This is a genomic window from Haladaptatus caseinilyticus, assembly GCF_026248685.1.
In the GTDB taxonomy this organism is placed as follows: domain Archaea; phylum Halobacteriota; class Halobacteria; order Halobacteriales; family Haladaptataceae; genus Haladaptatus; species Haladaptatus caseinilyticus.
The window spans coordinates 283,247-308,428 of sequence record NZ_CP111042.1 but is presented as its reverse complement, the minus strand read 5'-3'; the positions used below and the strand labels follow the sequence as shown (position 1 = coordinate 308,428).

Annotated in this window: 26 protein-coding genes; 15 read left to right on the top strand and 11 right to left on the bottom strand. The window is 50.2% G+C overall.

Annotated elements, in window-relative coordinates:
- Positions 1-172: 172 nt before the first annotated feature.
- From OOF89_RS24095 to OOF89_RS24065, 7 genes are all read left to right on the top strand, one after another.
- A complete protein-coding gene (locus tag OOF89_RS24095) occupies positions 173-2,032 on the top strand; it encodes an ABC transporter substrate-binding protein (protein ID WP_266083038.1) in 1,860 nt (619 codons plus the stop codon).
- A 20-nt stretch (positions 2,033-2,052) separates the two neighbouring features.
- Complete coding sequence (locus tag OOF89_RS24090) at positions 2,053-3,063, top strand: ABC transporter permease (protein WP_266083036.1); 1,011 nt, start codon at positions 2,053-2,055, stop codon at positions 3,061-3,063.
- The gene (locus OOF89_RS24085; RefSeq protein WP_266083034.1) at positions 3,050-4,081 is read left to right on the top strand and encodes an ABC transporter permease; all 1,032 of its coding nucleotides are present in this window, start codon (positions 3,050-3,052) and stop codon (positions 4,079-4,081) included. The genes OOF89_RS24090 and OOF89_RS24085 overlap by 14 nt, the downstream gene beginning before the upstream one ends.
- Positions 4,081-6,495, top strand: a complete 2,415-nt coding sequence (locus tag OOF89_RS24080) for an ABC transporter ATP-binding protein (RefSeq protein ID WP_266083032.1) — start codon at positions 4,081-4,083, stop codon at positions 6,493-6,495. Before OOF89_RS24085 ends, OOF89_RS24080 begins: the two co-directional genes overlap by 1 nt.
- Positions 6,496-6,498: 3 nt before the next feature.
- Positions 6,499-7,563, top strand: a complete 1,065-nt coding sequence (locus OOF89_RS24075) for a TrmB family transcriptional regulator (protein WP_266083030.1) — start codon at positions 6,499-6,501, stop codon at positions 7,561-7,563.
- Positions 7,564-7,924: 361 nt separating this feature from the next.
- Complete coding sequence (locus tag OOF89_RS24070; protein ID WP_266083028.1) at positions 7,925-8,986, top strand: Gfo/Idh/MocA family protein; 1,062 nt, start codon at positions 7,925-7,927, stop codon at positions 8,984-8,986.
- Positions 8,987-9,116: 130 nt separating this feature from the next.
- On the top strand, positions 9,117-9,467 hold the full coding sequence (locus OOF89_RS24065) for a hypothetical protein (protein ID WP_266083027.1): 351 nt from the start codon (positions 9,117-9,119) through the stop codon (positions 9,465-9,467).
- A gap of 729 nt (positions 9,468-10,196) precedes the next feature.
- Here the strand turns inward: OOF89_RS24065 and OOF89_RS24060 are convergent.
- The 4 genes from OOF89_RS24060 to OOF89_RS24045 form a co-directional block, all read right to left on the bottom strand.
- On the bottom strand, positions 10,197-12,098 hold the full coding sequence (locus tag OOF89_RS24060; protein WP_266083025.1) for an SLC13 family permease: 1,902 nt from the start codon (positions 12,096-12,098) through the stop codon (positions 10,197-10,199).
- A gap of 139 nt (positions 12,099-12,237) precedes the next feature.
- Positions 12,238-12,480 carry a hypothetical protein gene (locus tag OOF89_RS24055; protein WP_266083023.1) on the bottom strand — a complete coding sequence of 81 codons (243 nt, stop codon included), beginning with the start codon at positions 12,478-12,480 and terminating at the stop codon, positions 12,238-12,240.
- Positions 12,481-12,599: 119 nt separating this feature from the next.
- Positions 12,600-12,872 (bottom strand): hypothetical protein, encoded by a 273-nt coding sequence (locus OOF89_RS24050; protein WP_266083021.1) that lies wholly within the window; start codon positions 12,870-12,872, stop codon positions 12,600-12,602.
- Complete coding sequence (locus OOF89_RS24045) at positions 12,859-13,461, bottom strand: P-loop NTPase family protein (RefSeq protein ID WP_266083019.1); 603 nt, start codon at positions 13,459-13,461, stop codon at positions 12,859-12,861. The genes OOF89_RS24050 and OOF89_RS24045 overlap by 14 nt, the downstream gene beginning before the upstream one ends.
- A 682-nt stretch (positions 13,462-14,143) precedes the next feature.
- Between OOF89_RS24045 and OOF89_RS24040 the strand changes: the two genes are divergently transcribed.
- Together OOF89_RS24040 and OOF89_RS24035 are read left to right on the top strand one after the other, a co-directional pair.
- A complete protein-coding gene (locus OOF89_RS24040; protein WP_328517220.1) occupies positions 14,144-14,419 on the top strand; it encodes a HalOD1 output domain-containing protein in 276 nt (91 codons plus the stop codon).
- A gap of 96 nt (positions 14,420-14,515) precedes the next feature.
- Positions 14,516-14,803 (top strand): hypothetical protein, encoded by a 288-nt coding sequence (locus OOF89_RS24035; protein ID WP_266083017.1) that lies wholly within the window; start codon positions 14,516-14,518, stop codon positions 14,801-14,803.
- 10 nt (positions 14,804-14,813) lie between these two features.
- Here OOF89_RS24035 and OOF89_RS24030 read toward each other — a convergent pair whose 3' ends face one another.
- Positions 14,814-15,047, bottom strand: a complete 234-nt coding sequence (locus OOF89_RS24030) for a hypothetical protein (RefSeq protein ID WP_266083015.1) — start codon at positions 15,045-15,047, stop codon at positions 14,814-14,816.
- A 329-nt stretch (positions 15,048-15,376) separates the two neighbouring features.
- Between OOF89_RS24030 and OOF89_RS24025 the strand changes: the two genes are divergently transcribed.
- The 4 genes from OOF89_RS24025 (at position 15,377) to OOF89_RS24010 (ending at position 17,669) form a co-directional block, all read left to right on the top strand.
- Complete coding sequence (locus OOF89_RS24025; protein ID WP_266083013.1) at positions 15,377-15,796, top strand: hypothetical protein; 420 nt, start codon at positions 15,377-15,379, stop codon at positions 15,794-15,796.
- A 166-nt stretch (positions 15,797-15,962) separates the two neighbouring features.
- Positions 15,963-16,673: a nucleotidyltransferase domain-containing protein gene (locus OOF89_RS24020; RefSeq protein WP_266083011.1), complete on the top strand. Its 711-nt coding sequence runs from the start codon at positions 15,963-15,965 to the stop codon at positions 16,671-16,673.
- The gene (locus OOF89_RS24015; RefSeq protein ID WP_266083009.1) at positions 16,666-17,157 is read left to right on the top strand and encodes a DNA-binding protein; all 492 of its coding nucleotides are present in this window, start codon (positions 16,666-16,668) and stop codon (positions 17,155-17,157) included. Before OOF89_RS24020 ends, OOF89_RS24015 begins: the two co-directional genes overlap by 8 nt.
- Positions 17,158-17,306: 149 nt before the next feature.
- Positions 17,307-17,669: an HVO_A0114 family putative DNA-binding protein gene (locus OOF89_RS24010; protein ID WP_266083007.1), complete on the top strand. Its 363-nt coding sequence runs from the start codon at positions 17,307-17,309 to the stop codon at positions 17,667-17,669.
- Between the two features lie 291 nt (positions 17,670-17,960).
- Here OOF89_RS24010 and OOF89_RS24005 read toward each other — a convergent pair whose 3' ends face one another.
- The 4 genes from OOF89_RS24005 to OOF89_RS23990 form a co-directional block, all read right to left on the bottom strand.
- Positions 17,961-18,323, bottom strand: coding sequence for a hypothetical protein (locus OOF89_RS24005; RefSeq protein WP_266083005.1), 363 nt, complete (start codon positions 18,321-18,323; stop codon positions 17,961-17,963).
- A 65-nt stretch (positions 18,324-18,388) separates the two neighbouring features.
- Positions 18,389-19,222, bottom strand: coding sequence for a ParA family protein (locus OOF89_RS24000; RefSeq protein WP_266083003.1), 834 nt, complete (start codon positions 19,220-19,222; stop codon positions 18,389-18,391).
- Between the two features lie 412 nt (positions 19,223-19,634).
- Entirely contained in the window at positions 19,635-20,534 is a 900-nt protein-coding gene (locus tag OOF89_RS23995) for a hypothetical protein (protein WP_266083387.1), read from the bottom strand.
- A 163-nt stretch (positions 20,535-20,697) separates the two neighbouring features.
- Positions 20,698-20,910 (bottom strand): IclR family transcriptional regulator domain-containing protein, encoded by a 213-nt coding sequence (locus OOF89_RS23990; protein WP_266083000.1) that lies wholly within the window; start codon positions 20,908-20,910, stop codon positions 20,698-20,700.
- A gap of 332 nt (positions 20,911-21,242) precedes the next feature.
- Between OOF89_RS23990 and OOF89_RS23985 the strand changes: the two genes are divergently transcribed.
- Positions 21,243-21,638, top strand: a complete 396-nt coding sequence (locus OOF89_RS23985) for a hypothetical protein (protein ID WP_266082998.1) — start codon at positions 21,243-21,245, stop codon at positions 21,636-21,638.
- Between the two features lie 191 nt (positions 21,639-21,829).
- Here OOF89_RS23985 and OOF89_RS23980 read toward each other — a convergent pair whose 3' ends face one another.
- Positions 21,830-22,711 carry a DMT family transporter gene (locus OOF89_RS23980; RefSeq protein ID WP_266082996.1) on the bottom strand — a complete coding sequence of 294 codons (882 nt, stop codon included), beginning with the start codon at positions 22,709-22,711 and terminating at the stop codon, positions 21,830-21,832.
- A 26-nt stretch (positions 22,712-22,737) separates the two neighbouring features.
- Positions 22,738-23,874, bottom strand: a complete 1,137-nt coding sequence (locus OOF89_RS23975; RefSeq protein WP_266082995.1) for a mandelate racemase/muconate lactonizing enzyme family protein — start codon at positions 23,872-23,874, stop codon at positions 22,738-22,740.
- Positions 23,875-24,213: 339 nt separating this feature from the next.
- Between OOF89_RS23975 and OOF89_RS23970 the strand changes: the two genes are divergently transcribed.
- Positions 24,214-25,050, top strand: a complete 837-nt coding sequence (locus OOF89_RS23970; RefSeq protein ID WP_266082993.1) for an NAD-dependent epimerase/dehydratase family protein — start codon at positions 24,214-24,216, stop codon at positions 25,048-25,050.
- Positions 25,051-25,182: the final 132 nt, after the last annotated feature.

Below are 25,182 nucleotides of genomic sequence, written 5' to 3'. Positions count from 1 at the left end.
CGATAAAATCTACAACGATTTATCGGAGATAGACCGCCCAGAACTAAGTTTGGAGATATTATTGCAAGTAAATTCATATTATTTTATTAATTTAGATTTGCGTGTTCAAAACCATGAGATAGAATTTCACCGGAATTTTTATTTGCCTATATTCAGCATGGGTAGGTAGACAATGGTAAAAAATAATAATAATATAAATTGTACCAATGAATTGAGCCGTCGTGGACTTGTAAAAATACTTGGAGCAACCGGGATAGCAGGGTCACTGGCAGGCTGTGGTGGACAACGAGCAGCAGAAAAATCCGGAGGAAGCGGTGGGTCCGAGACAACGGCAACGACGATGGCAGACGGGCCAGTAAAGCAAGAAGGCAAGCCTGTGGATGAGGCACTTACTGTCGCTCAATGGGCAGTTCCGAGTGATTCTCAGTACAACCCTTGGAACTCAAAAAACTTTGCCGAGCCACGACGTATGCTCTTTGATCGCTTCATGCGATATAATATCTCGGAACAGAAATTTTATCCATATGCAATTTCGGACTGGTCGTTCGATAACCAATCGGTCACACTAACAATTCGCGATAGTCTCACCTGGCACGATGGGACAAAAGTGACTGCAAAAGATGTGGTGAACCAGCTGAAACTCGATATGTATACTGGCGGGTCGTTAGGGGATTATGTCGATACCATTGCGAATGACGTGAAGAAAAAGGACGACAAATCCGCTACGATTTCGCTGAATCAAAAAGTCAACAAACAGATCGTTCTCTCGTTCTTGCAGCCAAAACGACTTATCGCAAAAGAGAGCGTCTATGGGAAATACGTTAAACGCGCCGATAACGCCGGCAGTGACGACGAACAGAGTAAGGTGATTTCGGAACTCCAAAATAAGTCGATTGCAAAGCCCATCGGCAATGGTCCGTTCAAGTTTGAGAATGCGGATAGCCAACGCACGTTGTTGACGAAATACGAGGATCATCCAGATGCAAAGATGATCAACTTCCCGAAGGCAGAATACCTCTATATGCCGTCGAACGAAAAGCGCTGGAATGCGCTGATCAACGATCGTACGGATGGTTCTGCGACACTATTCATGCCTTCGAACAAACTCAACCAGCTTCCCGAACATACACGGGTTGGTCTCATTCCCCGACACTGGGGAATGGGTCTTGTCTTTAATTTCAACAACAAACATCTACAGAAACAGGAGGTGCGACAGGCGATTGCCCATGTTATCGATCGAGATGCGGTTGCGAAGAACTCCGGCGCTGGAACGGACTCGAAAATCGGCGTCGAATATCCGAGTGGACTAACTGGACAGTTCAGTGGAACAATCAAAAAGAAGTGGCTGAAAGGCATCACTGGTAAATTCAATAAATACGAGACAAGCACGGAGAAGGCCACGAAGTTGCTGAAATCCGCCGGGTATAGCAAACAAGGTGGAAGCTGGCAAGACAGTAGCGGAAACAGACTCCAACTCGATATTTCAGCCCCATCTGGATTCACTGACTGGGTTGCAGGTGCGAAGACGATCACGAGTAACCTTTCCTCATTCGGTATCAAATCAAAATTACAGGCGAAAGACAACTCCACCTACTGGGGGAAAGTCTACACGAACAGTGAATTCACGATCGGTCTACAAGGATGGGCCAATTACGACTACAGTTATCCGTTTTTCCACTATGATTTCCTCTACAGTAGCACTGACGCACAAGACTACTGGAAGGTGCCGAAGACATTCCAGGTACCACCACTCTCGAACCCAAGCGGGAAGCCACAAGAAGTGACGCCCACACAGCTTGTAACAGACCTCTCGAGTAGTAGCAGAGACAAGGCACTGAATCAAATCCAGGAATTGGCATGGATCACCAATCAGACACTCCCCGTCCTCCCGGTCATGGAGAAGTTGACCCAGACGTTCCTTACTGCAGACGAATGGAATGTGCCGCCAAAGAGTAGTCCCAAAATCCAGCAGTATTGGCCAACAGAGTGGCTCCCTCGCATGGGGAACTGGACAGCAAAGCGCAAGAAGTAAGCTACCACCAGATACACATAATGAGTTATTTCGTTCGACGCACTGGACAAGCGATATTCACTGTATTTGCGGTGATTTCGCTCTCGTTTGGGATCGTTCGATTACTGCCGGGAGGGCCGGCTGACTATCTTCGAGCACAGCTGATCCAGCAAGGTGGCACGATTAGTCAAGCCCAACTCAATCAGCGAATCGCTGCACAAACGAACCTTGCACCGGATAAGCCACTACACCTCCAGTATGTAGACTACATCTGGCAGGTACTCCACCTCGATTTCGGCACATCGATTTGGTACAACCAACCGGTAACCGAGATCCTCGGGCCAGCGATCCCATGGACTGTGTTCCTAATGGCAACGGCTCTGTTCATTCAGTTCGTTATCGGTGTCTCGTTAGGTGCCTTCATGGCGTATCGAGAAGGGAGCCGATTCGATGTCGGATCCACTGCAGTGTCACTGATTTCGAATTCAATTCCGTTCTACGTCATTGGCCTCCTTCTGATAACGTTCCTTGGCTACCGGATGGAACTCTTCCCGACAGGTGGTCGATATGCGTCTGGGAACGCCGTTGCACTGACAAATCCCGACTTCCTCCTGAGCGTGCTGTACCATGGGACCTTACCAATCCTCTCGTTAGTCATCGCTAGTTTTGGTGGATGGGCGCTCACGATGCGGGGTAATAGCATTCGTATTCTCGGAGAAGATTATCTTCGGGTAGCACGACTGCGTGGCCTCTCAGAACGTCGGATCGCATTTCGGTACGTCGGGCGGAACGCAATCCTGCCAATGTATACTGGCCTTCTCATTGCGATCGGATTCATGTTTGGCGGCTCAGTTATTCTCGAAAAGATCTTCGCGTATCCAGGTGTGGGCTATTATCTCATTCAGTCGATTGGACAGAGAGACTATCCGGTCATGATGGGCGCATTCATGCTCATTGCCGTTGCTGTGACGGTCGGTGTTTTCATAGCTGATCTAACATACGGATATGTCGACCCACGTGCCAAAGGAGGACAGAACAGTGAGTCCTACTGAAGGCACATCGGCCCAGTCGGATTTCGAAACAGTCGCCGGAGAGCGTCTCTCCCCCGGAGAACGCTATCGAGAGTTGTTCGAAGAAATAGCTATCGCGCCAGCTCGAATCGTCATGGATGACTGGCGGGCACTTCTCTCGGTCTTCATCATCACTGGATATCTGCTTGCGGGTACCGTTGGCGTGATGTTCATCCCGAAACCACGTCCAAATCAGGGACCAGCTCTGCTTGGCGCGTTCTATAATCTTGCTCATCCCCTCGGGACGACCTATTCAGGAGTGGATATTCTATCACAGATCGTACATGCGACGCCTGCAATGCTCATCATGGTCTGCTCGGGTGCCGTGTTCTCGGTAGTGCTCGGGACCGTCTTGGGCACCATTGCTGGCTACAAAGGCGGCACCGTCGATAGCGTCATTATGACGTTTACCGACGTTGCGATGACACTTCCTGGTCTCGTTCTTGTTATTGTCCTTGCTGGCGCACTTCAAGATGTTCTAACAGGCAACCCGGTTGTCATCGGGATTTTGCTAACGATCAACGCGTGGGCAGGGCTTGCACGTTCGATCCGGTCGCAAGTACTCACTCTGCGTGACCAATCCTATGTCGAAGCATCACGAATACTGGGCATCTCGACGTCGAAAATAATCGCGATCGACATCGTTCCGAATATCATGCCTTACGTGACGATGAACTTCGTCCAACAAGCTCGGAATGTCATCTTCGGCTCGGTCGCCTTATACTTCCTTGGCATCCTGCCATACAGCGAGGCAAATTGGGGCGTGATGATGAACAACGCCTATAGCCAGGCCGGTGCCGTCTCCTCGCCAGAAGCGTTCCACTGGATTCTGATGCCGATGATCGCGATCGTCATATTAGCACTCGGACTGACTATGTTTGCACAAGCAGCAGATCGGTTGTTCAATCCACGGGTTCGTGCCCGTCACATCGATCGAGGAGCGGAGAATAGTGCCGAAAGCAAATCCACTGCAGATAAATCGACAGGGGTAGTCCGTTAATGGCCACAACCGACCAACGACACAGAATCGACGAACAAGAAGACACGATCATTGAGATCCGGAATGCCGAAGTGACGTTTGAGATGGATCGTGGGACGTCTCGCGTTCTAAACGGTGTGGACCTCGAAGTGCAGCGCCGTGAAATTCTGGGAGTTATCGGCGAGTCAGGTTCCGGAAAATCGATGTTGGCCTCTGCGATGCTTGATGCAGTCGAAGAACCAGGCCAGTTATCGGGTGAAGTCATCTACCACCCACCAGATGGAGACCCAATCGATGTTCTTGCACTTTCAGATGAGGAGTTGAAACAGTTCCGATGGGAAGAAGTCGCGATGGTGTTTCAGGGAGCACTCTCATCATTCAATCCGACGATGACGATCGGTGGACATTTCGAAGAAACCCTGCGAGCACATAACGCAGATATCGATGAGGGAATGAACCGTGCTCGGCAACTACTTTCTGATCTCTATCTCGATCCCGAACGCGTGCTCAAGTCTTATCCACACGAGCTAAGTGGCGGAATGAGCCAGCGAGCTCTCATCGCACTGTCCCTAATTCTGGAGCCAAACATGTTGGTGATGGACGAGCCGACAGCTGCACTCGATCTGCTTATGCAGCGATCGATTCTTTCGTTACTCTCCGAGCTTCGTGAGAAGTACGACCTAACAGTTGTCTTCATCACACACGACTTGCCACTAGTAGCTGGGCTTGCCGATCGACTCGCAGTATTATATGCATTTGAGCTCGCAGAAGTCGGAACGGCCGACGAGATCGTTCGCGACGCTGCACATCCGTACACACGAGCATTATTGAAGGCAGTTCCAAATCTCGACGCACCACTTGACACGATGCAATCGATTGAGGGGAGCGCACCGGATCCAGTGAATATACCTACTGGGTGTACCTACGCTGACCGGTGTCCCCTTGCAGATGATCAATGTCACTCAACAGATCCACCGATGTATTCCGTAGAGGACAATCACACTGCTGCTTGTCACTATTGGGAAAAAGCCCGAGAGTCAATCGCGTATGATCTCGGGTCACTCGAAAGTGAAATTTTGACTGCTCAAGCAGGCACGTCAGATCTACGACAGACTGAGAAAGACCAAAACAGTGACAGACAGACAAGTGATCCTGTTGTTTCACTCGAAAATGTAGAAGTCCACTTCGAGAAGGAACAAGGGCTCATCAAGGGTCTATTCAAAGATCCGGAGACGGTCAGTGCTGTGGATGGGATTAGCCTGGAAATTTCCGAAAATGACGTTGTCGCGCTCGTCGGCGAATCTGGCTGTGGAAAAACAACGCTTGGAAAGACTGCGATAGGAGCACAACGTCCAACTGGTGGTGCCGTGCGATATCGAGGACAGGATGTGTGGGAAGCAAAAAGTGGCCGGGGAGAGATTTCATTCGAAGAAATCCGAAAATCGCTACAGATCATTCATCAAGACCCAGGAAGCGCGTTGAATCCGAATCGAACAGTGCTCAAAACGCTCGCTTCCCCATTAAAACGGTGGCAACCTGAGATGGGAGCTGAAGACAGGCGTGCTCGTATCCTTCGGATGCTTGAGCGGGTAGGGATGAAGCCACCACGAGACTACGCACACCGCTTCCCGCATCAATTGAGTGGTGGAGAGCAACAACGAGTTGCTCTTATTCGAGCACTGTTGATGAATCCGGATCTCATTCTTGCCGACGAAGCAGTCTCGGCACTCGACGTCTCACTTCGTGTAGAGACGATGAATCTGCTTCTTGAACTACAAGAAGAATTTGGGACCTCTTATCTCTTCATCTCACACAACCTCTCGAACGCACGCTATCTCGCGAAAACTGCTGGTGGACGTGTTGGAATTATGTATCTCGGTGAATTGATCGAGATGGGTCCTGCCGAAGAAGTACTTCAAAACCCAAAACATCCATACACGAAAGTACTGCGGTGGGCAACGGCTGATCTCGATCCTGACGGAGAAATTGAGGAACCACCCGTTCGTGATATCGATATTCCCGATCCAGTTAATCCACCCAGTGGCTGTCGATTCCACACCCGCTGTCCAAGCGTCATTCCGCCTAAAGGGATGGATATCGACCAGTCAGTCTATAACGAGATCATGAGTTTGCGTCATGCTGTAGACGAACACTCAATGGAGTTTTTCGGTGAAGATCCAACCAATTCAACAGTAGATAAACTACGAGAACAAGCATTTGACGAAGTGCTTTGGAACCCTCATCGAGAACGAGTCGACAAAGCTCTCTCTGCAGTTGTGGACGGAGATTGGGATCGTGCTGCGACATCCCTAGAAAAGCACTACGAAAGCGTTTGTGAGCGAAAAAAGCCAGCGGCAACCGAGAGCGGACATCCAGTAGCATGCCATCTGTACGATAATGCAATACAATCTGACGCCTCACTACTCTCTGATTAGACAATGACCAAGCCACATCCAGTCGACGAAAAAACCCTTCGTGAAGAGCTACACACCTTTGGGTTCTCCGAGAAGGAAATAGAGACCTATCTGGTGGTACTGAATCAAGGAGAAGCGACCCCGAGTACGATCGCGACACATGCTGATGTGTCGAAACGGTATGTATACAATATCGCCTCTCAGTTAGCCAAGCGTGGGTTCGTCCAGGTGAACAATCATGCCTCTCCGACAACGGTCCGAGCTCAGCCCCCAACGGAAGCTATTACGGATCTATCCAACCGACTTCAATCTCTGGCACCATCACTTGAGCAAAAATTTCAAAAGACAGAGCCACAGACAGCCCGTTTTCAAACGATTAAATCCCGCCAGACCGCCTTGAAACACCTTCGTGAGCAGATACGCAGTGCACAAAACGAAGTATTCCTTTCACTCCCACTGTCGGAGCAAAACGAGATAGAAGCCGAATTAACGAGCGCTGTCGATCGAAATGTGTTCGTAGCATGTCTGTATACGGATGCAGAACCAGAGTCAATTGCACCCGCTCGATTCAACGGAAATGCAAGCGTAGTCCGTGTATGGGAGGAGAAGGCACCCTTTATCTCGACAGTCGATGACCATACTGCGATTGTCGGTGATGCCGAACTACTTGGAGGGGTCCATGCCGACGAAACTGCTGTTTCGCTTTCAGAAGAGCATCTCGCCGGTTCCGTGCTTGGGTCACTCATCGGGAGCTATTGGCCGATCGCTTCGGAACTCTATGTGATGAAACCTAGTGAGCTTCCGTATCGGTTTGAGTCGGCTCGCAATGCAGTATTGCAGGCGACACTCCATCTACACGAAGGTACCGAACCATTAACTACAATAATGACAGAAAACGGTGAAGAAATCACGGGCCGTATACTAGATTCGAATCAATGCCTTGTCAAACCTGAAACAGGAGACTTCCCCGTCGAGAACGGACTGGTCGTCGAGACGAGTAATGGCGATAAGATTACTGTTGGTGGAACGGGAGCGTTTATCGAAGACTATCGTGCCGAAACCATCAAATTAGATCAACCGTCAGCTTAAAATACATGTCTGCAATGAGTTTCTGGCGCCTTCTGTTCACTTTGAATCTCGTGTTGCTTGTTCTGCTTGGAGTTTCGTTTCCCTTTCAACAGCCTGGGTCGGCGTCGCAGACGATTTCACTCCTCGGATTTCTCGTTATCGGAGCGTCACTTCTTGGTCTAAGTCTCCTGATTCGGATCGATTGGGATCCATTTTAAACCCACTCTATTGTCTCGGGATAAACAATTTGGTGAATCTTGAACAGCAGAGAACCACCTCATCTAATATGATCAGGTGGCCTACGAGAGAAAAGATGGTTCATAGTCATAGATGATAGCAGGGATCAGTAGGTTTTTGCCAGCTGTACAACCACTAGCTAAGGATGGCTGTTAATACAGAATTAGAGGAAGAATTAGATAAATCAAAGCCACTAGTGTCCGTCGGTGTTGTCGGTGGTGGTTTCATTGGACGAACTGTCGGTAGTCAATTCCGAGAACTGGATACAGCTGAGGTCAAGGCCGTTGTGGATATAGACAGCAAAACTCTGCGGACAGCTGGGAAGGAACTCGGAGTTCCAGAGGAAGCCCGCTACGAGGACTACGAAGCGATGTTGAAGTCGGAAGACCTCGATGCAGTGTTACTTGGAACGCCGCACACACTCCACTATGAGCAAGTGCTCACAGCAATGGAGCACGATCTGCATGTTCTCTGTGATAAGCCCCTAACGACAGATCTCGATCATGCTCGCGACCTTGTCGAACGAGATACGGACCGTGACGAAGTGCTGATGGTTGGTTATCAGCGACATCTTTACCAGGCGTTCGTCGAAACACGAGATACCCTGGAAAAAGAAGGCCGTATCCCGCGCTGGATAACCGCAGAGATCAGTCAGGACTGGGTTGACCGCTTCAGCAGTGCGTGGCGAATGAATCCTGATCTCTCCGGTGGAGGTTACCTCTATGACACAGGCAGCCATATTCTCGATTCGATCCTTTGGAGTACGGGTCTTACGCCGACTGCAGTGTCTGCCGAAATGGATTTTGTCGACGACGAGCAGCGCGTTGACGGTCGATCTCACGTCACGATTCGCTTCGAAGAAGGAACAACAGCGACGGTCGTTTGCTCCGGTGAGACACCCTGCATGCGTGAGCATATTCACATGTGGGACGAGGAAGGCGCCATCTATCTCGAGAGTCAGGACTGGGAGCCGAACAAACTTACAGAAATCGATTCCACGAGCGGTGAATACGCACCTCGGCTTGATCGTGGCGACCTTCCGGATAAAGCAAAGGCATTCGTTCAGTCAATTCGTGACCGAGAGAGCCCACCAGCAACAGCTCTTGACGGGCTTCGCGTGACGGCAGTCACAGAAGCAGCATACGAATCTGCACGACAGAATGGCGAATTCATTACTATCGACCCGACTGATGTTGCGTTAGACTGATCTAAATCTCTGTTTCATTACAGGATTTGATTTGCTACTCCGATAGTTTCCGACTTTCGTCGCAGAACGCTCGAATGCAGGCCGTCAGCTCTTCGAGACAGTCCAACGCGCAGAACAGAACACCGAACTCGTGAACTTCCGCGAAAAGCGCGCCGAGAGCCAACAAGTCGAGGATAAGTACCTGAATGTCCTCGAGCACGCGAAGAACGTCGCCAAAACGAATGATGCAATGGTTGCACGATTGGGCTATCAGGAAGTCGCGACCCACTACGGCTGTGCGTACAAGAACGACGGCTATCGCGTCATGGAAGAGATGGCCGAACGAGTGCCTGGTGTGAGCTACAAGAAGTCACGAATGCTGTCGATCGACGACACAATCGGCGTCGGTGGACATCACATCGAGATCACGTTCGCGCATCCCGATCTCGCCGGGTGGATGCGCGCTCATGAAGCGAACACGAGAGGAAACGAAGGGCGCTAATTATAGCGTTGTAATCAGGGGGTTCGCAGAACCCCCGCTCGAACCACACCACCACACGAGATTCACACCGCTTTGCCGGTGACACATGGTGGTACTAATGCATGGGTTACGGTGGAGTACGTCTTTTTTCTGCGAAACGGAGGGGGTCCCGCTCGCGATTCCCCTCTATTACAACGGTACAATCGGCTACTCTCGATCCCAGAACAGTATTACTTTTCAACCGGTTCTGGTGGGTCACCGTCCAGTTCTGTGATGCCTGCATGGTCGAACGTCAATCGAAGCCCAGCATCAGCCGTACGATTATAACGCTTTAACATGGCCGGGGTGAGTTCTTGATCTGGCTGAAGGACATTCGTGTCCGAATAGGGTATCCAGTGGAACAGCGCGACTATACTACGAACGGACAATCCAGTGTTCGGCAATGTCTTTTTGATGAGCTTGCCAAATGATACTGGAGCTTGCTCAGAAGGAACACCTATGATTTCAGCTCCAAGGCTCTGAAGTCGTGCTGCTCCAGCGAACGCCGAACTGAGCGTGCTCGGCGAGATTGCAACGATAATTTGCTCGGGGCTGGTAGCTGATTTCGTGGTTTCCCGCTTCGACGATTGTTGTGAACCTCTCGGAATGCATGAGATGGTGTCGTTTGCGTAATTCCATCGCTCCGTCTTTGCTCTCGAATCTATCTCGAAATTTGATGATAAATAGCTACAGAGTGGCGAAACACGACCATTAGGCTGGTACGCTAACTCCCCAAAATAGTGCAATCCCAAGAACTGTCACGACTGACAGCAGAAGCTGAAGCGGTGCGCCAACTCGTGCGAAATCCGTAAATTTGTACCCACCTGGGCCATACACGAAGAGGTTGGTTTGGTATCCAACAGGCGTGATAAATGCTGTCGAAGCTGCAAAGGTTACGGCGAGGACAAACGCAAACGGATTCCCACCAATATCTCTGGCCGCCTCAATAGCGACCGGAATCATCAAAACCACACTCGCATTGTTGCTGATAATACTCGTAATCAGCCCTGTTGCGATGTAGAATACCCAGAGGACACCGATGAGCGGGAGAAATCCTGCAGTGGCAGCGACAAGCGAGCCAAGAAGATTTGCCGCACCAGTCTGTTCTAAGGCAACCCCTAAGGGGATGACGCCCGCCAGTAGGAAAATAACGCTCCAGTCAACGCCCTCGTAGATTTCACCCGGTTTGATAACATCAGCGATAACCATTAAAACGACACCCGCAAGCGCCGTCTGGACGATATTAAATTCGAGATCTGCAAACATCTCGACACCAGTAACAGCAGCAAGCATTCCCCACGGCATTCCAACGAGCCCAACGACACCGGTAATTATACCGAGTGCCCAGGGAATTTTCTCCGTCCGGTAATCGGGAGATCTAGATTCGTGAGCAACGATGAATTCAGGGTTACGACTAAGTCGGTCAATACTGTCGCTCGGTGCCTGAACGAGAAGCGTGTCGCCGACTTGTAGCTCAACATCATTGAGCCGACTGCGGATTGTCTTCCCACCGGATCGAAACGCAAGCACGCTTGCGTCATACCGTTCACGAAATGACGATGATGAAATTGTTTCTCCCAGTAACGAGGATCCAGATTGAATAACAATCTCAACGAGTGTTTGAGTCGCTCCATCCTCCGGTTCAAGTTCCGAGTCGGACGGGCGTGTTCCAATGAGTTCAAAGCCTTCCTGTTTGCGGAGCTCTTCGAGCGTCGCGCGATCCGTACGAACAGTGAGGATGTCATCGGGACGAATCAATTTGCTCGCGATGCCTTCGAAGTACTGTTCACCATCACGAATCAGTTGGACAATGTCCGCATCGAATTGAGACTCATCGATTGCAGATTCAACCGTTTTCCCAACAATAGCAGACTCCTCGCGGACAACAACTTCAAACACATAGCCTTGCAGATCATACTCTTCGATGTAGTCTTCACGTGCAGGGACACGTGTCGGAATGAGTCTATGACCGACTGTTAGTAGATACAAACCACCGGTAAGAAGCACAATTATGCCGAGACCGGTAAAGGTAAACATTGAGAACGGTTGACCGATCAGTCGGTCAGAAACGCTAGACGCAAGCAAGTTCGTTGAGGTACCAATAAGCGTGAGCATCCCACCAAACATGGAGGCAAACGAGAGTGGGATAAGGAGTTTCGAAGGAGATGTATTCCCTTCATGGGCAAGATCAGAAATGACGGGTACAAGGATAGCAACCACTGGGGTGTTATTGATAAACCCAGAAACGGGCCCAGTGACGCCGATCGTCGCGATAAGCTGCTTCGTCCGATTGTTCCCGGCAAACGCAGCCATCTTTCGTCCAATTATCTGAACAAGTCCTGTTTTGCTGATCCCTGTCGAGAGAATAAGCATCGCAAGGACGGCAACAGTCGCTGTATTTGAAAATCCCGAGAGTCCTTCTGAAATGGAAACATTGGTCCACGGACTCAGAAACATAAGAAGTACCATGATGAGAATTGCTGTGACATCAATTGGTAATAATTCAGTTATAAAAAGAGCCAGCGCAAGAAGAACAATTCCAAATACAACACCCATGCTAGGTGTTATTGGTGGAATCGCCCCCGTTTGCGCTAAAACAATATCAGGTTCCATATTCAAAAGATACGTTCAACCATCTTAATACCAATGTATATCAATTCTATAAGTTATACAATGACCATATAGTTCCGTCTCCGACACAGCAATCTGCATCTGCGAGAGGTCGTGGTTCGGCAGCGGGTCAATCCCCATTTCAAGACAGTAGCGAAACTCCCTGCAAGAAATCGACGTTGTCACACCGATACTCACCGGGCGAACCCCACTTACCCACCATTCGTGCCACTAAATTCACCGCCTTGAGGTCGACCACATCCACCAGAAGTACTTGCTCTGGGTCGTGGCGAAAACTCACGCGTTTATCAACAGTAGCAACCCGAACAACAGCAGGATGATCACGGAGTGCAGCACGTGCCGTCGAAAAAGTCGCCGCCATCATGCACAGACACGTAAATTGTCGGTGTATACGATTCGTCGACCTCGTAGTTCACCCCGGACTCGGTTAGCGACCATTTGAGCACGTCGCCGTCGACGGAGTCGATTTTGTACACCATCACCTCATCCCTGATAGTTCAAATCGTCCTCTAAGTGGTCAAGCCGATCTTCCAGATCCTCAATCTGCTTTTGTTGCTCGATCACCATCGAAACCAGCGCTGGAATCTCGACGAACTGGTGGTTCTGGAGCCCACTCGCGTCCGCATGAGCGCGAGCATATTCAAACAGCCGATCAAAGACAGCTTGGTCAGTGTGTCGGAGCGCCCGCCGATACTCCTGCCACCGCGATTCCATCGCCTGAAGCAAATCGCGATACGTTGCGTCAGTACGCCCCATTGACACTCACCTCCGATGAAACGTCAGCATCAACGACCGCTGGGTGCCGATTGGCGAGAATGCGTTTCCAATACGCGAGCGTCGTTTGCACCAACCCATTCTCGAGTGGATAGACCAATGTCTTGTGCTCATCACCCGCAAACCGTGGCCCAAACTGCGTCTGTTCACACCGAATCATCTGATCGGCGATGTTGTGGATCAGTGCTGTCAGCGTATCGTCTGTCTGCAACGTCAGCAGCACCAGAATCTCAAACCGCTCGGCAAGTGGTTCAATCCGATCGGACGCAGTCGAGAGCATCCGCTCATCGTCGCCCCGCGGAAGATCCTCTGACCGGTAAAACCAGTCAACTGCGGGAAGGACAGCAATCGTCGTCTCGTCTGTAAGTTCATCAGCAAGATCTTCCACAAGACTCTGGTGTTGCCATGGAGTGAATGCACGAGCGATGTGAATCCGATCAAGAACGCGCATTGATGGCGTAATCCGTGTCAGTGGCTGTGTCGTTCCGTGTCCGTGAGCATCGACCCAGATGGCCGACCCCTGATCGAGGAGTAGCTGGTCGAGGACGAGCGACTGAAGTGACCCAGTCATGCGCTCGTCGGTTTCGAGCAATGTAATTCCCGGATCCAGTGACGGGAGTTCTGGTGGTGTTTGGCGCAGCATCACGGCTAACATATTTACCGGGTATCAGATAGGCAAGCCAGGGTCGCTTCCGAATATTCCAATACTGGAAATATCGATAGGAATCGGCGTGAGTGTCGGTCGTGCTGGTCGCCACAGTAGAGAAAGAACACGCTCTATCAGATCACTACGTTCGACCGGTCGACTACTTCAATAGGAGCCCACTAGAAACTCGAGATATCCCTGAAATTTAGTTGGGGTGTATCTCACAATCTGTTTCGCAAAATTTCGATGTAGGCGTGATGGTGTCGAATATATTGGTCGATGAGTTTGGGGAGAATTTCACGCCACTTCGAGGGCCGTTCGAAGGGGAAATATTGATGGTTCGATGCCGCCTCCGTTGACGGCGGTGTGCGCGAATCTGCTATCGTCAGTCACGATCCGAGATTCCAGTCAGTGGTCGCAAGATTCGACCCATTCCATTCGTTTCCGATTTGGATTTCCGAAACCTCGGTTCTCGACACAATGCAGCATATGCTCACCGATCGGAAGGAGGCTAAGGAGGGAAAGTCAGCTCTCACCACCAGGCACGGCAACATGGCCGGGTGATGACGCCAGACAGTGTCGTCGTGCTGGACTCTGATGAGAGCGTATCTCCACCAATGAGACGATCGATCTCGAATCATCGAGTTCGGAACTTGTTACTGGTGTCGTCGACGTTCTCATTGACGTGATCGAGCCGGCAGCTGGCCAGACCACACTCTCGCTGTACGAGTACGTGAACCCAGATGCGCTCGAAGATATCATCGCAGCAAGCGCATCAAAAAAGAGTGACGTTGAGGTGCGATTCACGGTTGAAGACTATCTTGTCACCGTTCGAAGTGACCATACCATCCTCATCTATGAACCGCTCGGGGTCCAACGATAAGGAAAACCTCGATCCGGACCGCTACGACAGGATTTGAGAGTGAAGCACAGACAGGTGGGAAAGATTATCTTGCCGTGTTCCATGCAACCAGATACGATGATCGATGGTGTCGCAGAAGAGGTTGACATGCTTGATCGGCATCTGTACGTTCTTCAGATGGTTGTGAACAACAAACCGATCGGAATAGTGAAGATGGCGAATGAATTGGGCTATGACCATCACGAAATACGCTATTCGCTTCGAATACTCGAAGATGAGAATTTGATCGAGCCCACACAACAGGGCGCAATCACGACTGATGAGACAGAACCATTCGTTGAGAACCTTGATGAGCAGATAGAGGGCGTTAGAACGAGACTCGCCGCGATGAAAATTAGCGGATGAATTATCGTCATTAGGATTGAATATCCGTGAGTCGAATCTTTCCCTCGACTTCGTAAATATGGCCCTTATCGTGCAGCCGTTCGATGATATCTTCGGCAGATGGTCGTCCAAGATCCTCTTCATCGTCCAAAATCGAATAGGCTTGCTCGTAAGTGAGTTCGCGCTCTTCTGGGAGATGTCTCGCGAGCGCATCAAGCGCGTCTTGCGCAAGTGGGGAGAGTGGCGATTTCCCATTGGGACTCATTCGTACTCTCAAATTCACCCACCTAATTGGTAAACCCTTGGTCAGGGTCTGTTCGAGCTATTACTTAGTGTGGTGTAGTAAGGGGAATGAGCAGCCGATGTGGGTGTATGGATTGGAATGAGTACGAGAATCCACATCGTCTGCTGGGTTACGCTAACTGCACTCAACGGTTGGTACCCGACGGATAAAGTCTTCAGCCAACCACGGCGGAAGTGAAACTGAACTCATCCGCTGCAGACTCATTTTTACCGTTTCCCATCATCACTACCACGCCGAGAACAGGACTGACAAGCCAAACACTCTTGGGTTAGCATACAATACTAACGATAATGCCCAACACAATCAAACGGTCCGGCGATGGCCTCGCTCTCCAAGTCACAAAGCCTGCCCGAGCCGCTGGACTCGTTGAAGAGACTGACGACGAGCCAACCCGTCTCGCCAATATCCGGGTGTTTGCATTCGATGGCCTCCTTCTCGTCGTCGACATTGACCGCATCACCGACGAGAATATGGTCGAACTCGCAACGTCAGCCGCGCTCGACACCGTCTCGATCCACCGGGTTACAAACGCTTCACTTCAAATCGCAGGCAATGGTCATCAAGTCCAACTCCCCGGTGCTGCAGATGCTGGATTCCATGTCGGTGATCGAGCGCCCTGTACGCCAGCGCCGAATCTGCTCGTGATTGCAGCAGAAGGATCGGAGCGAGTGGCAGCAGATATCGTGACGATTCGAAAAGAGCAAGTCTGAAAGAGGATGCGTTGTAGGTTAGTAGTACATACTAACCTCACTGCAACCATTTTCCTGTGTCTTCCTGCCCCGCACACCGGTTCTGCACGTATCTACGCCGGTATCAGATAGCTAATAGCTGGAATTACGTATAAAGCTTTTATAGTTGTGGTTACATAGAGTATCTATGGAGAGCGAAAGTAGCCAACAAACGATGTCAACAGGAGGTGAAGAAACATCCGGAGCGACGATACAGGTGCCTGTACCAGCCAACAATTCAAATCTCTATCGGCACAAAGCAACGGATGAATTACTCCAGTTTTTAATTGACCGCCCGTTCGAAGAGTATACGATCCGAACACTTGCGTCCATGGTAGACGTCACACATCGATCCGTCGGAAAAGCAGTCGACGTGCTCGCAGCAAATGATCTCGTCCACATTCGACACGAAGGGAACAAGAAGCTCGTCAGTATCAATCGGGAGCGGGTGACCATTCCAGACAATTCCTTGCTTCGTATCCCACAGGCAGAATTCCACGCACCGGTACGAGCCGTTGTCGAGACACTGAATGGTGAACTCGATGACGTCCTCGGAATTCTCGTCTACGGGAGTGTCGCACGTGGTGAAGCGGATCGACAAAGCGACATTGATCTCTGGGTGCTGGTTCGAGAACACCGAGGACGCAACCAACGACGTGCAGCTCAAATCAGTAAAGAGCTCGCATCAGACCAATTCAACGATGAACGATACGACTATCATATCGTTGTTGAATCTCCTGCGTCTGTGCCCGCACACACAGAAGATATCGCTGAAACCGTCGTCTCTGGGATCACACTTTCCAAGACCGATGAGTTCGAGAAATTCCAATCGATAATGGAGGATCTAGTCGATGAGTGACGATCCGAAGGTGGTCACAGATGTACTCGAACAGGCCCATCGGTCTTTTGAGCGAGGTGGAACGCCGGAAGAAGGACTTGCCGAACTGACCGAAGAGGAAGCACAGCTCAAGAAGGCATGCCGTCTGATTGCTGCTGCACAGACCCTTCAGGATCAAAACGGCTATCATACAGCCGTCGTCGAACTCGCGTTTGGGGCGATTGAACGCTCATTCGAATTCTATGCTATCGCAATGAGCGACGATGCAGTCCATGATTTCATGGATCATGAGTACGCATACCAACGCGCGTTTGCACTGGGAGTGATCAGCGACGATTTGAAAGAAGACTTCCAAGCACTGTACAACGAGAACCGAGCGGCGTCGTACTATTCAGGGCGGGCAGTTACCGCCGAGCAGGCAGATGCGATGCTCGAACTTGCGATAACGATACATACGTTCCTTCGAGATCATCCACGAGATCATTTCAACTGCCTTTGTAGATGAGAATCATCGCTTTGGAATCGTATTCTTATTGAGAGCGGAATTTGAGCAGACTGAATCCAAATCAGAGAGTGCTTTCTCGGTTCGATTCGTGATACTCGAGAAATAGTGATTAGTAGTTGTGGCCACTACACAAAAGTAAGAATATCATCATGTTTGAATCCACACGATCGGATACACCCTCGACACCCGCCTCGGAGCAGTCACGCCATGACCGCCGGAAACAGATGGCACGAGCGCTTGCTCGCGGTGGAATGGACGGCATCCATGTCCTGAGCCACGAAAGCGCGGCTGAAACCCTCACTCCAAAACGACGCGACCTCATTACCTACCTTGCCGAGAATGAGGTTGCGTCAGTTCGTGATCTCGCACGCCAACTTGACCGCGATAAGGGGCAAGTGAGTCGTGACCTTGAAACGCTAGCTCGCCATGGCGTTGTCAGCTTCGAGACGGATGGGCGTGCGAAGAAGCCGTATCTGCAGCACGAACACGTTGTTGTTGAGCCAATCGTTTAGTTACGGTTATTGATTGTCTGTTTTGGAATGAATATTCAAAACCAATGAGCTAGAAATCAGAGATCCCCAGTCGATTCTGGCGAGACAATTCTAACATTCGTTCCAGTGTTTCATAGACTGACGATCACTCCCACCCCACTTTGTCATCAATAAAATCGGGTTTCCGGTTCACACTAGTGGTTGAAGATGGGGACGATTGTGGCAACTCAGTCCTTCTAAAATTCCAATATACCCATATCACATTTCTATATGTGATATCTATACTCTATTCCTATATGTGATATCTATATGCTATAGAAGGTTGTCTGCATTCTCGGTTGCATATCGTTTGATGGCTTCCTTGTTTTTCGCCTCAACATCCACATCCAACTGTTCTAATCCACGCCACAATGCAGTGCGGATGATAGCCGATCGATCCACTTCCTCCATATCCCAGTCGGACAACAGTTCTGGATCCCGTTGAAGAGCGACCATGACTGCTGAAAGTTTTGGATCGTAGAGCGAGAGTGTTTTACTCGCATCGCCGTTTTGAACCTCGTCGATTGCATCCACAAGCTCATCAACGAAGTCACGAGAGTTTCTGCTAGCGCCTTCTTCAACACGACTACCACGCTGAGTACTTTTCTTCAGTTCTTCGAGTTCATCATTGCTCATCTATATCAATCTCCTGTATCCAAATCCCATATCTATTTTCTATAGCCATATTCTATACCTATATGCTATACTCGCTCGACTAAGGCTCGGGCGTTCGACCGATAGGCGTCAATAGCCTCCTTGGCGGTTCCCGACGGCTCTTCGAGTGCAAAAATTGTCTGTCCATTTTCAGTGGCATTTCTGATGTCCTGGGACATGGGCACTGGTTCAGGAGCAAGTGCATCACCGAATTCGTCTTCGTATTGCTCCAGGTAACGACGCGCAAGTTTTGTGCGCATGTCGATCTTGTTCGGAATGATCATCTCCAATGAGACATCACGGTCGTACCCATCCGAGAGCTTTTGCAGGTCGTATTGAAGCGCTCGTGCCTGATCTGCCTCGAAAGAGCCTGCTTCAACTGGGGTGAGCACGTGTTGGGCCGCCCACACGCCATTGTAGGTGATATTGTTCGCCATTCCCGGCAAGTCGATGAGAACGACGTCATATCGCCCACTGATGAACTCTGTAATGAACTCATCCAACCGATTGTACTTGTTCGGACCACTGTATTTGCTTTCGAGTTCGATGTCAAGCGAATCCAGACCTTGATGGGCAGGTATCAAATCGACACCTTCAGCAGTCTCGTGGATGAGCTGGTCGATCGCGTCATCGCCGAGTTGTTCAACAACACGTTCCCATTCCGGTTGAAACACGGTCGAGATGTTGGGCCAATCTTCCGGATCGATCTCATCAACAATACCGAAGAGTTTTGCGAGGTCCCCTTGTTTTCCGGCAAGGTCGATGAGGAGAACGTCATAGCCTTCTTCGGCGAGTGCTACGCCGAAATGCCCAATACTCGTTGTTTTCCCGACACCTCCTTTATCGATATAACCACACGCTGTAATTGGTCTATTTGGCATGCATATAGCTATAGCATATAGATATACAAAAGCCTACGTCAGACATTTGTGCACCAAAAAGAAGATAGACGAATCACCGAGATTCACAGATGCCTATCGTGCACCTTTCGGTGGTGGCCAGTCGCTAGCACGTAGAAAGTACCTTCGAGTTCACGACCTCAGCCACTCTCATTAATACCAATACTTAGTCATAACCGTCAGACACACCAGTATTGCCAATAAAATCACTGGACATAGGTATCCAGTAGAATATTGGCAACGGTGGTTCTGACCCAAACATCTCAAAATGGAAAACAAATACATCTTTACTGGCAAGAATGGAGAGGGTACTGGCAAAACTGGCATCACTGGTCGAGAAATACTGGCAGAAGTGGAGAGGATACTGGCAGTACTGGTTGTACTGGTTCCTCGCTCAATCGAGAATACGATTTCGCTTAGCAGTTTCCCGAATCGAATTTTGTTCTCCTAATTCGTTTTCGAGCGCATCTAATGCAGATGAAAGCGACACATCGAGTTCATACTCGTTGTAGTTCCCACGCCCTCCTGAGGAATCGACAAGTCGGAGGATACCGTGCAAACTCAAATCAGACAAGTGGTCATGCACTCGGCAACGTTTCAGTGGATCACTTCCGTGACTACGAAGGACCTCGCAATAGCGCTCATAGATTATTTTTGTACGCTCTGGTGGCTCACCTTTTGCCGCCAGCTGACACACCGTTAATAACACGTACTGCCCTTGGCGAGTCAATGAATGCATTCCCTCTACAACCTGCTGACGCTGGATTTGATGTTCAGCTTCTCGAACGTGGTCTTCTGAAATCAACGTCTTACCCTCATCTATCGCTTCATTTTCTGCGATATCGGCAGCCTTTCGCAGTAATCGAAGTGCTTGTCGAGCAGAGCCAGAATCCTGTGCCGAAAAGGCTGCACACAGTGGAATTACATCGGATTCAAGCACGTCATCATGAAGCGCAAGCGAAGCACGCTGCCGGAGAATATTCCGAAGCTCAGACGCGTCATATGGTGGGAAGAGGATTTCTTCTTCACAGAGTGTATCCTTGACCTTCGGACTCAGATTGTCTCGGAATTTGAAGTTGTTTGAGATGCCGATAACACCGACTTTCACATCAAGATCAAGTTTGGAGCGGGCCCTCGGGAGTTCGTACAAGATGTCGTCGTCACTGCCAATACTATCGATTTCGTCAAGCACAACAAGAATCGTTCCGCCAATGGATTCGAGGTCGTTGTAGAGTTCGTTGAAAATGCGTTTTTGCTGGTATCCGAAAACCCGAGGAGAATCGAAACAGAGGATGGAGAGGGATACGGCTAATTACGAGATCTTGGTATTGATCTCGATGACGTTGGTCGACTGTGCGAGTGTGTTTGTGAGGTTCTCGGAGATCCCTGTGTCCAACATCCTACCAACCCGTTCGGGATACTCGTGGCACCGAAAACGTGAGATTCTGCGTCAGTAACTACCATCGCGACATAGCCGAGACACTGATGTCCTCTTGAACATCGCGGGCATAGCCACGTTCACGAACGGCATCGATGGCATCGAGAAGTTCCTCAAGGTCAGTAACCGTGGCTGGCGTCTTAGACGGCATCCCGTGGAGATCAAGGATGTCCACCATTTTTTCATCAGTCATTTCAGCCAGAACCGCTTTGTCGACCGCTGTTGAGTGCATTTATTATCGTTTGTCAGCCGATATGGCTATCTGGACCCCGATTCCGTTGTTCGCAGTTGAGATACCGCGATCATCGCTGCGTCTTAGGTCGGATCTTTTTCGAGAAGCGTTTGCGCATAGATTTCGAGGGCACCCCCGCCCCCTCCCACTTCTGCTTATGGATTTAATCCATTGTTGCGAATGTAATTTTTTAGTGAAACACAATTTTGTTTTTGAACTTATAAATAATTATCAGAATTAAAATAATCATATCCCAAATGTCATTATGAGTAATTAACCAACAAAACAATGTCACTGTACAGTCTATTGTAGGTTAACAAGGTACGATACCGATGACGGAACCATCCAAGCCCACACCCTCCGATTTACTGCCGAAATACATCATCGAAGGATTACAAAAACAAGACAGTGAAACGCTGCGAGCGGCCGCTAACTATGCACAAGACCTTCGGGTGTATCGTGCCGCCCGAGCAGAAGACGATCGAACAGGTGCCGTCGACATCCATCAGATTGAACAAACGACGGCCGATGACCTCGCTGCCAAAGCCCATGCAAAAGGAATTCCGGAAGATGTTGCAGATTGGACCACGATTTTGGAAAAAGGAGTTCCGGCGAAAGCATCGATCGTGACGAAGACGATTAATGACTATCAGTATTACTACTTCCAATGGCGGGAGGGTGACACCATCAAATCAGAATATCTCGCCCCGGTGAGTCCTAAGCAGTGATTTTCGACTGTAATGACATCTGACCATTGGAAGGAGAAAGGACCCTGGCTATTAACCAACACATTTGAACCGAGCATCAGTGTCGATTACAGACCGCAGAGAGTGTAGCATCACGGTGGACGTCAAGGGATTTCACGACAGACATGCGAGGGCAAATGATTGTCCGTCGTTGGTCGTCCAATTACCCAAATTCACGCTGCGATGAGTCCAACTCCCAACACGGCGATGACGGCAGCAGCTAGACGGATTCGAAGGTTCTCTTCGTTCAAAACAATCCCACCCAATAAGACTGCGATGATGGCTTGAATACTTAGAATCGGTGAGGCGATGCTCGCGGGAATCTTCGCAAAAGTAAGCGCGATAAAGTGCTCTCCAATTATCAATATAACACCTGCCGAGACGAGTTTCGGTAGGTCCTCGTAAAACTCGGAACGCCAGTCACGAATGGCAAGCGGTGACAATATGATGGCTGTGCCACCCAGTTTGAGAATGACCCACGTTGTCGTCGGGAATGCCAACTCCTGAAGGACAACTCGCTGAGCGACGTTCAAAATCGCCAAGACAAAGGCACTCAGGAGTGCCAACTGTGCAGGTCGATACGTTGTCGCTTTCAAAATCGGTGTACTGGGATTTCCTCCTCGATAATTGGCGATATACACCGCCAAAGTCGCTAATCCCACACCCAGCATTTGAAAGGTCGTCAACTGCTCGTTCAGGAAAAGGACTTCGAAGGGGAGTACAAAAACGGGCGTGATCTTGCTTATCGGTGCAACGTACGACACCTGACCGATCTTGATCGAGTGAAACAGGATGAGGAGGCCCGCAGCTAATGTCGTGACGGTTCCAAAAATAAACAGCCAATGGGGGAGTGAATACTTCGCAGGTACTGTAACCGACATCCCACTCACCAACGATACCAGTACATACCAACTCGCTGCCGACGCGAAGGTGAGCATCATGAAAACGGTCGATGGAACATGACCGAACCGATGCTTGTTAAGGAACAGGAAATATCCCCAGACGATAGCACCGATCACCGCATAGAGCATACCATTATCGAGAACTGGGTCCATGATCGTTGCTATGGTTCCGAGAACGTTTATGTATCGATCCGGTACTGCTCCACAACGGCTTCGTCAACGGAGACTCCCAGTCCGGCCCCCTGAGAAACGTCCAACTCGCCACCTGTCGGGTCGATTGACTCCATCAGCAGCTCATCCCGAAGGGGATTCTCGCTTCGGTCGAACTCGAAGAGAAGAGGCTCCGGAACGTACTCCGAGTGTGGATACTCCGATATGCTTGCGGCAAACTGGATTGCTGCTGCTAATCCAACACTACTGTTCCAGACGTGGGGACGAACCGCTACGTTTTCCGTCGTCGCCATATCGGCGATGCGCCGTGCTTCGGAAAACCCCCCACACCGACCGAGGTTCGGCTGTACGATATCGACAGTTCGGTCGTCGATGAGACGTTTGAACTCGAATCGGTTGTAATGAGCCTCCCCCGCCGCGATAGGAACGTCAACGAGATCCCGAACCTGCCGATATCCAGAATGGTTTTCTGGTGGAACCGGCTCTTCAACCCACGCGATATCGAACTCCGAGAGATTCTCGACGGAGCGAGCGACTTGTTTCGGTCGATAGTTCCCATTAAAATCGACCATCAGGTCGGCGTCATCCCCCAAAATCTCTCGCGCCGTTCGGACACGCTCGATATCGTCTTCGAAACCGCGGCCGATCTTGATTTTCGCCGCGGTAAATCCTTCCTCGACGGCTCGTTCGATCGGTTCTGAAGGGTCTTGCTCCCACTCGGTGACGTACATCGTCGACGCGTACGGAGTGATCGACGTCGTCGTCTTTCCACCCAGAATTTGATGGACGGGTTTGTTTACCTGCTTTCCGATAAGATCCCACATCGCGACGTCGATTCCGCTGAGCGCACATTGAACGATGGCACTCCCGCCGAAGTGATAGCCTTCCATGTAGGATTGTTCCGCGAGCGATTCGACTGCAAAGGGGTCCATTCCAACGATTTTGTCCGCGAACAGTTCCTCTATCACGGTAGCCGTCGTTCGTGCTGGGGCAAACGCTTCGCCCCAGCCAACGGATCCATCCTCCGCCGTCAGTTTGACGAGCGTCGTCGATCGAGTGATGTGGATTCCACGCGAACTTCCGACACCGCGGCCTTCGTCGAGCGAGTGTGAGAGCGGAATCGCTTCTATATCAATGATTTCCATGCTGATTTCCCTTGTTTCGTTTGAGTCGGTGGTCGGTGTGTCAGGCAATACTGATCGTGGATAGATCGTCTACGGTGGTTCCTCACTCACGGTGTGACTCACATCGAGCACACTGATTGCGAATATCGTCGATTTTCTACCACGATAATTCATGTCTCATCCGAGCCTATGATTTGGTTCTCTCCTCGGCGACACATATGTGTTTCGGGCACAGTGATCATTCAACCAGTTAGGGAGGATAAACGAAAGCGACTCGATTAACTGCGAGAACCAAATCATTACCTACATCCATTCGTCCGAAGCACAGATTTATGATATACGGTCTTGTCGTTACAATAGATGAACGTTCTCTTGACGGGTACGTATGGTCGTTGCGGTACAGCCATCATTGACCATCTTCACGACCGACAGAATTATCAGTTCACGTATTTAAACCGATCGGATCGTCCCGACAATCATCCGTATGGAGGGTTCGACACTGTAATCGCAAACGTCTCGGATTACGACACGATGCGATCCGCATTCGACGGACAGGACGCGGTCATTCATCTCGCCGCATATCCGTACGTAGATGGGACTTGGCATGACGTTTTCGAGCCGAATGTCATCGGAATGCTCAACGCATTGGAGGCCGCCCGCGAAGCAGAGGTCGAAACGTTCGTTTTCGGATCGACGAACCATGTGGTTGGGATGTACGAGCGCGAGAATTCGCCCGAAATCTATCACCCCGATACCGACATCGTACTCGATCACACCGTTTCCGTTCGTCCGGATTCCTTCTATGGGACCACCAAGAGTTTCGGTGAAAACCTCGGTCGCTATTATGTCGAGAATTATGAGTACCCGAAACGATTCTATGCCTTGCGGATCTGCAGCGTCCGTGACAAAGCGTACGACCATCCCTACGGCGACGCCGAAAACGGGGTGGAAGAAGGAGAATTCGAACGAGGAAGTTCGGAGTACAACGAACAGGTCGCTCGGATGAAGGCGATGTGGCAGTCCAGACGGGACTTCGCCCACCAAGTCGATTGTTGCCTTCAGGACGAAAACGTCGAATTCGACGTTTTCTATGGCGTCAGCGACAACTATCGACGCTGGTTCGATCTGGAGCATGCGCGGTCAAAAATCGACTACCGACCCCAGGACGACGGGGAGGAATGGAATGCCCCACCGTGAGGGAATTCAACTTCCAGGGAAAGGCCTGTCACTCGATCTCAGAACGGATTATAGCGAGGCAGAGATCGTCCGAGGCCATAGGGAGACGAATGAGTTCCTCTCGAAATGATATACGCGTCAATCCGTATGCGG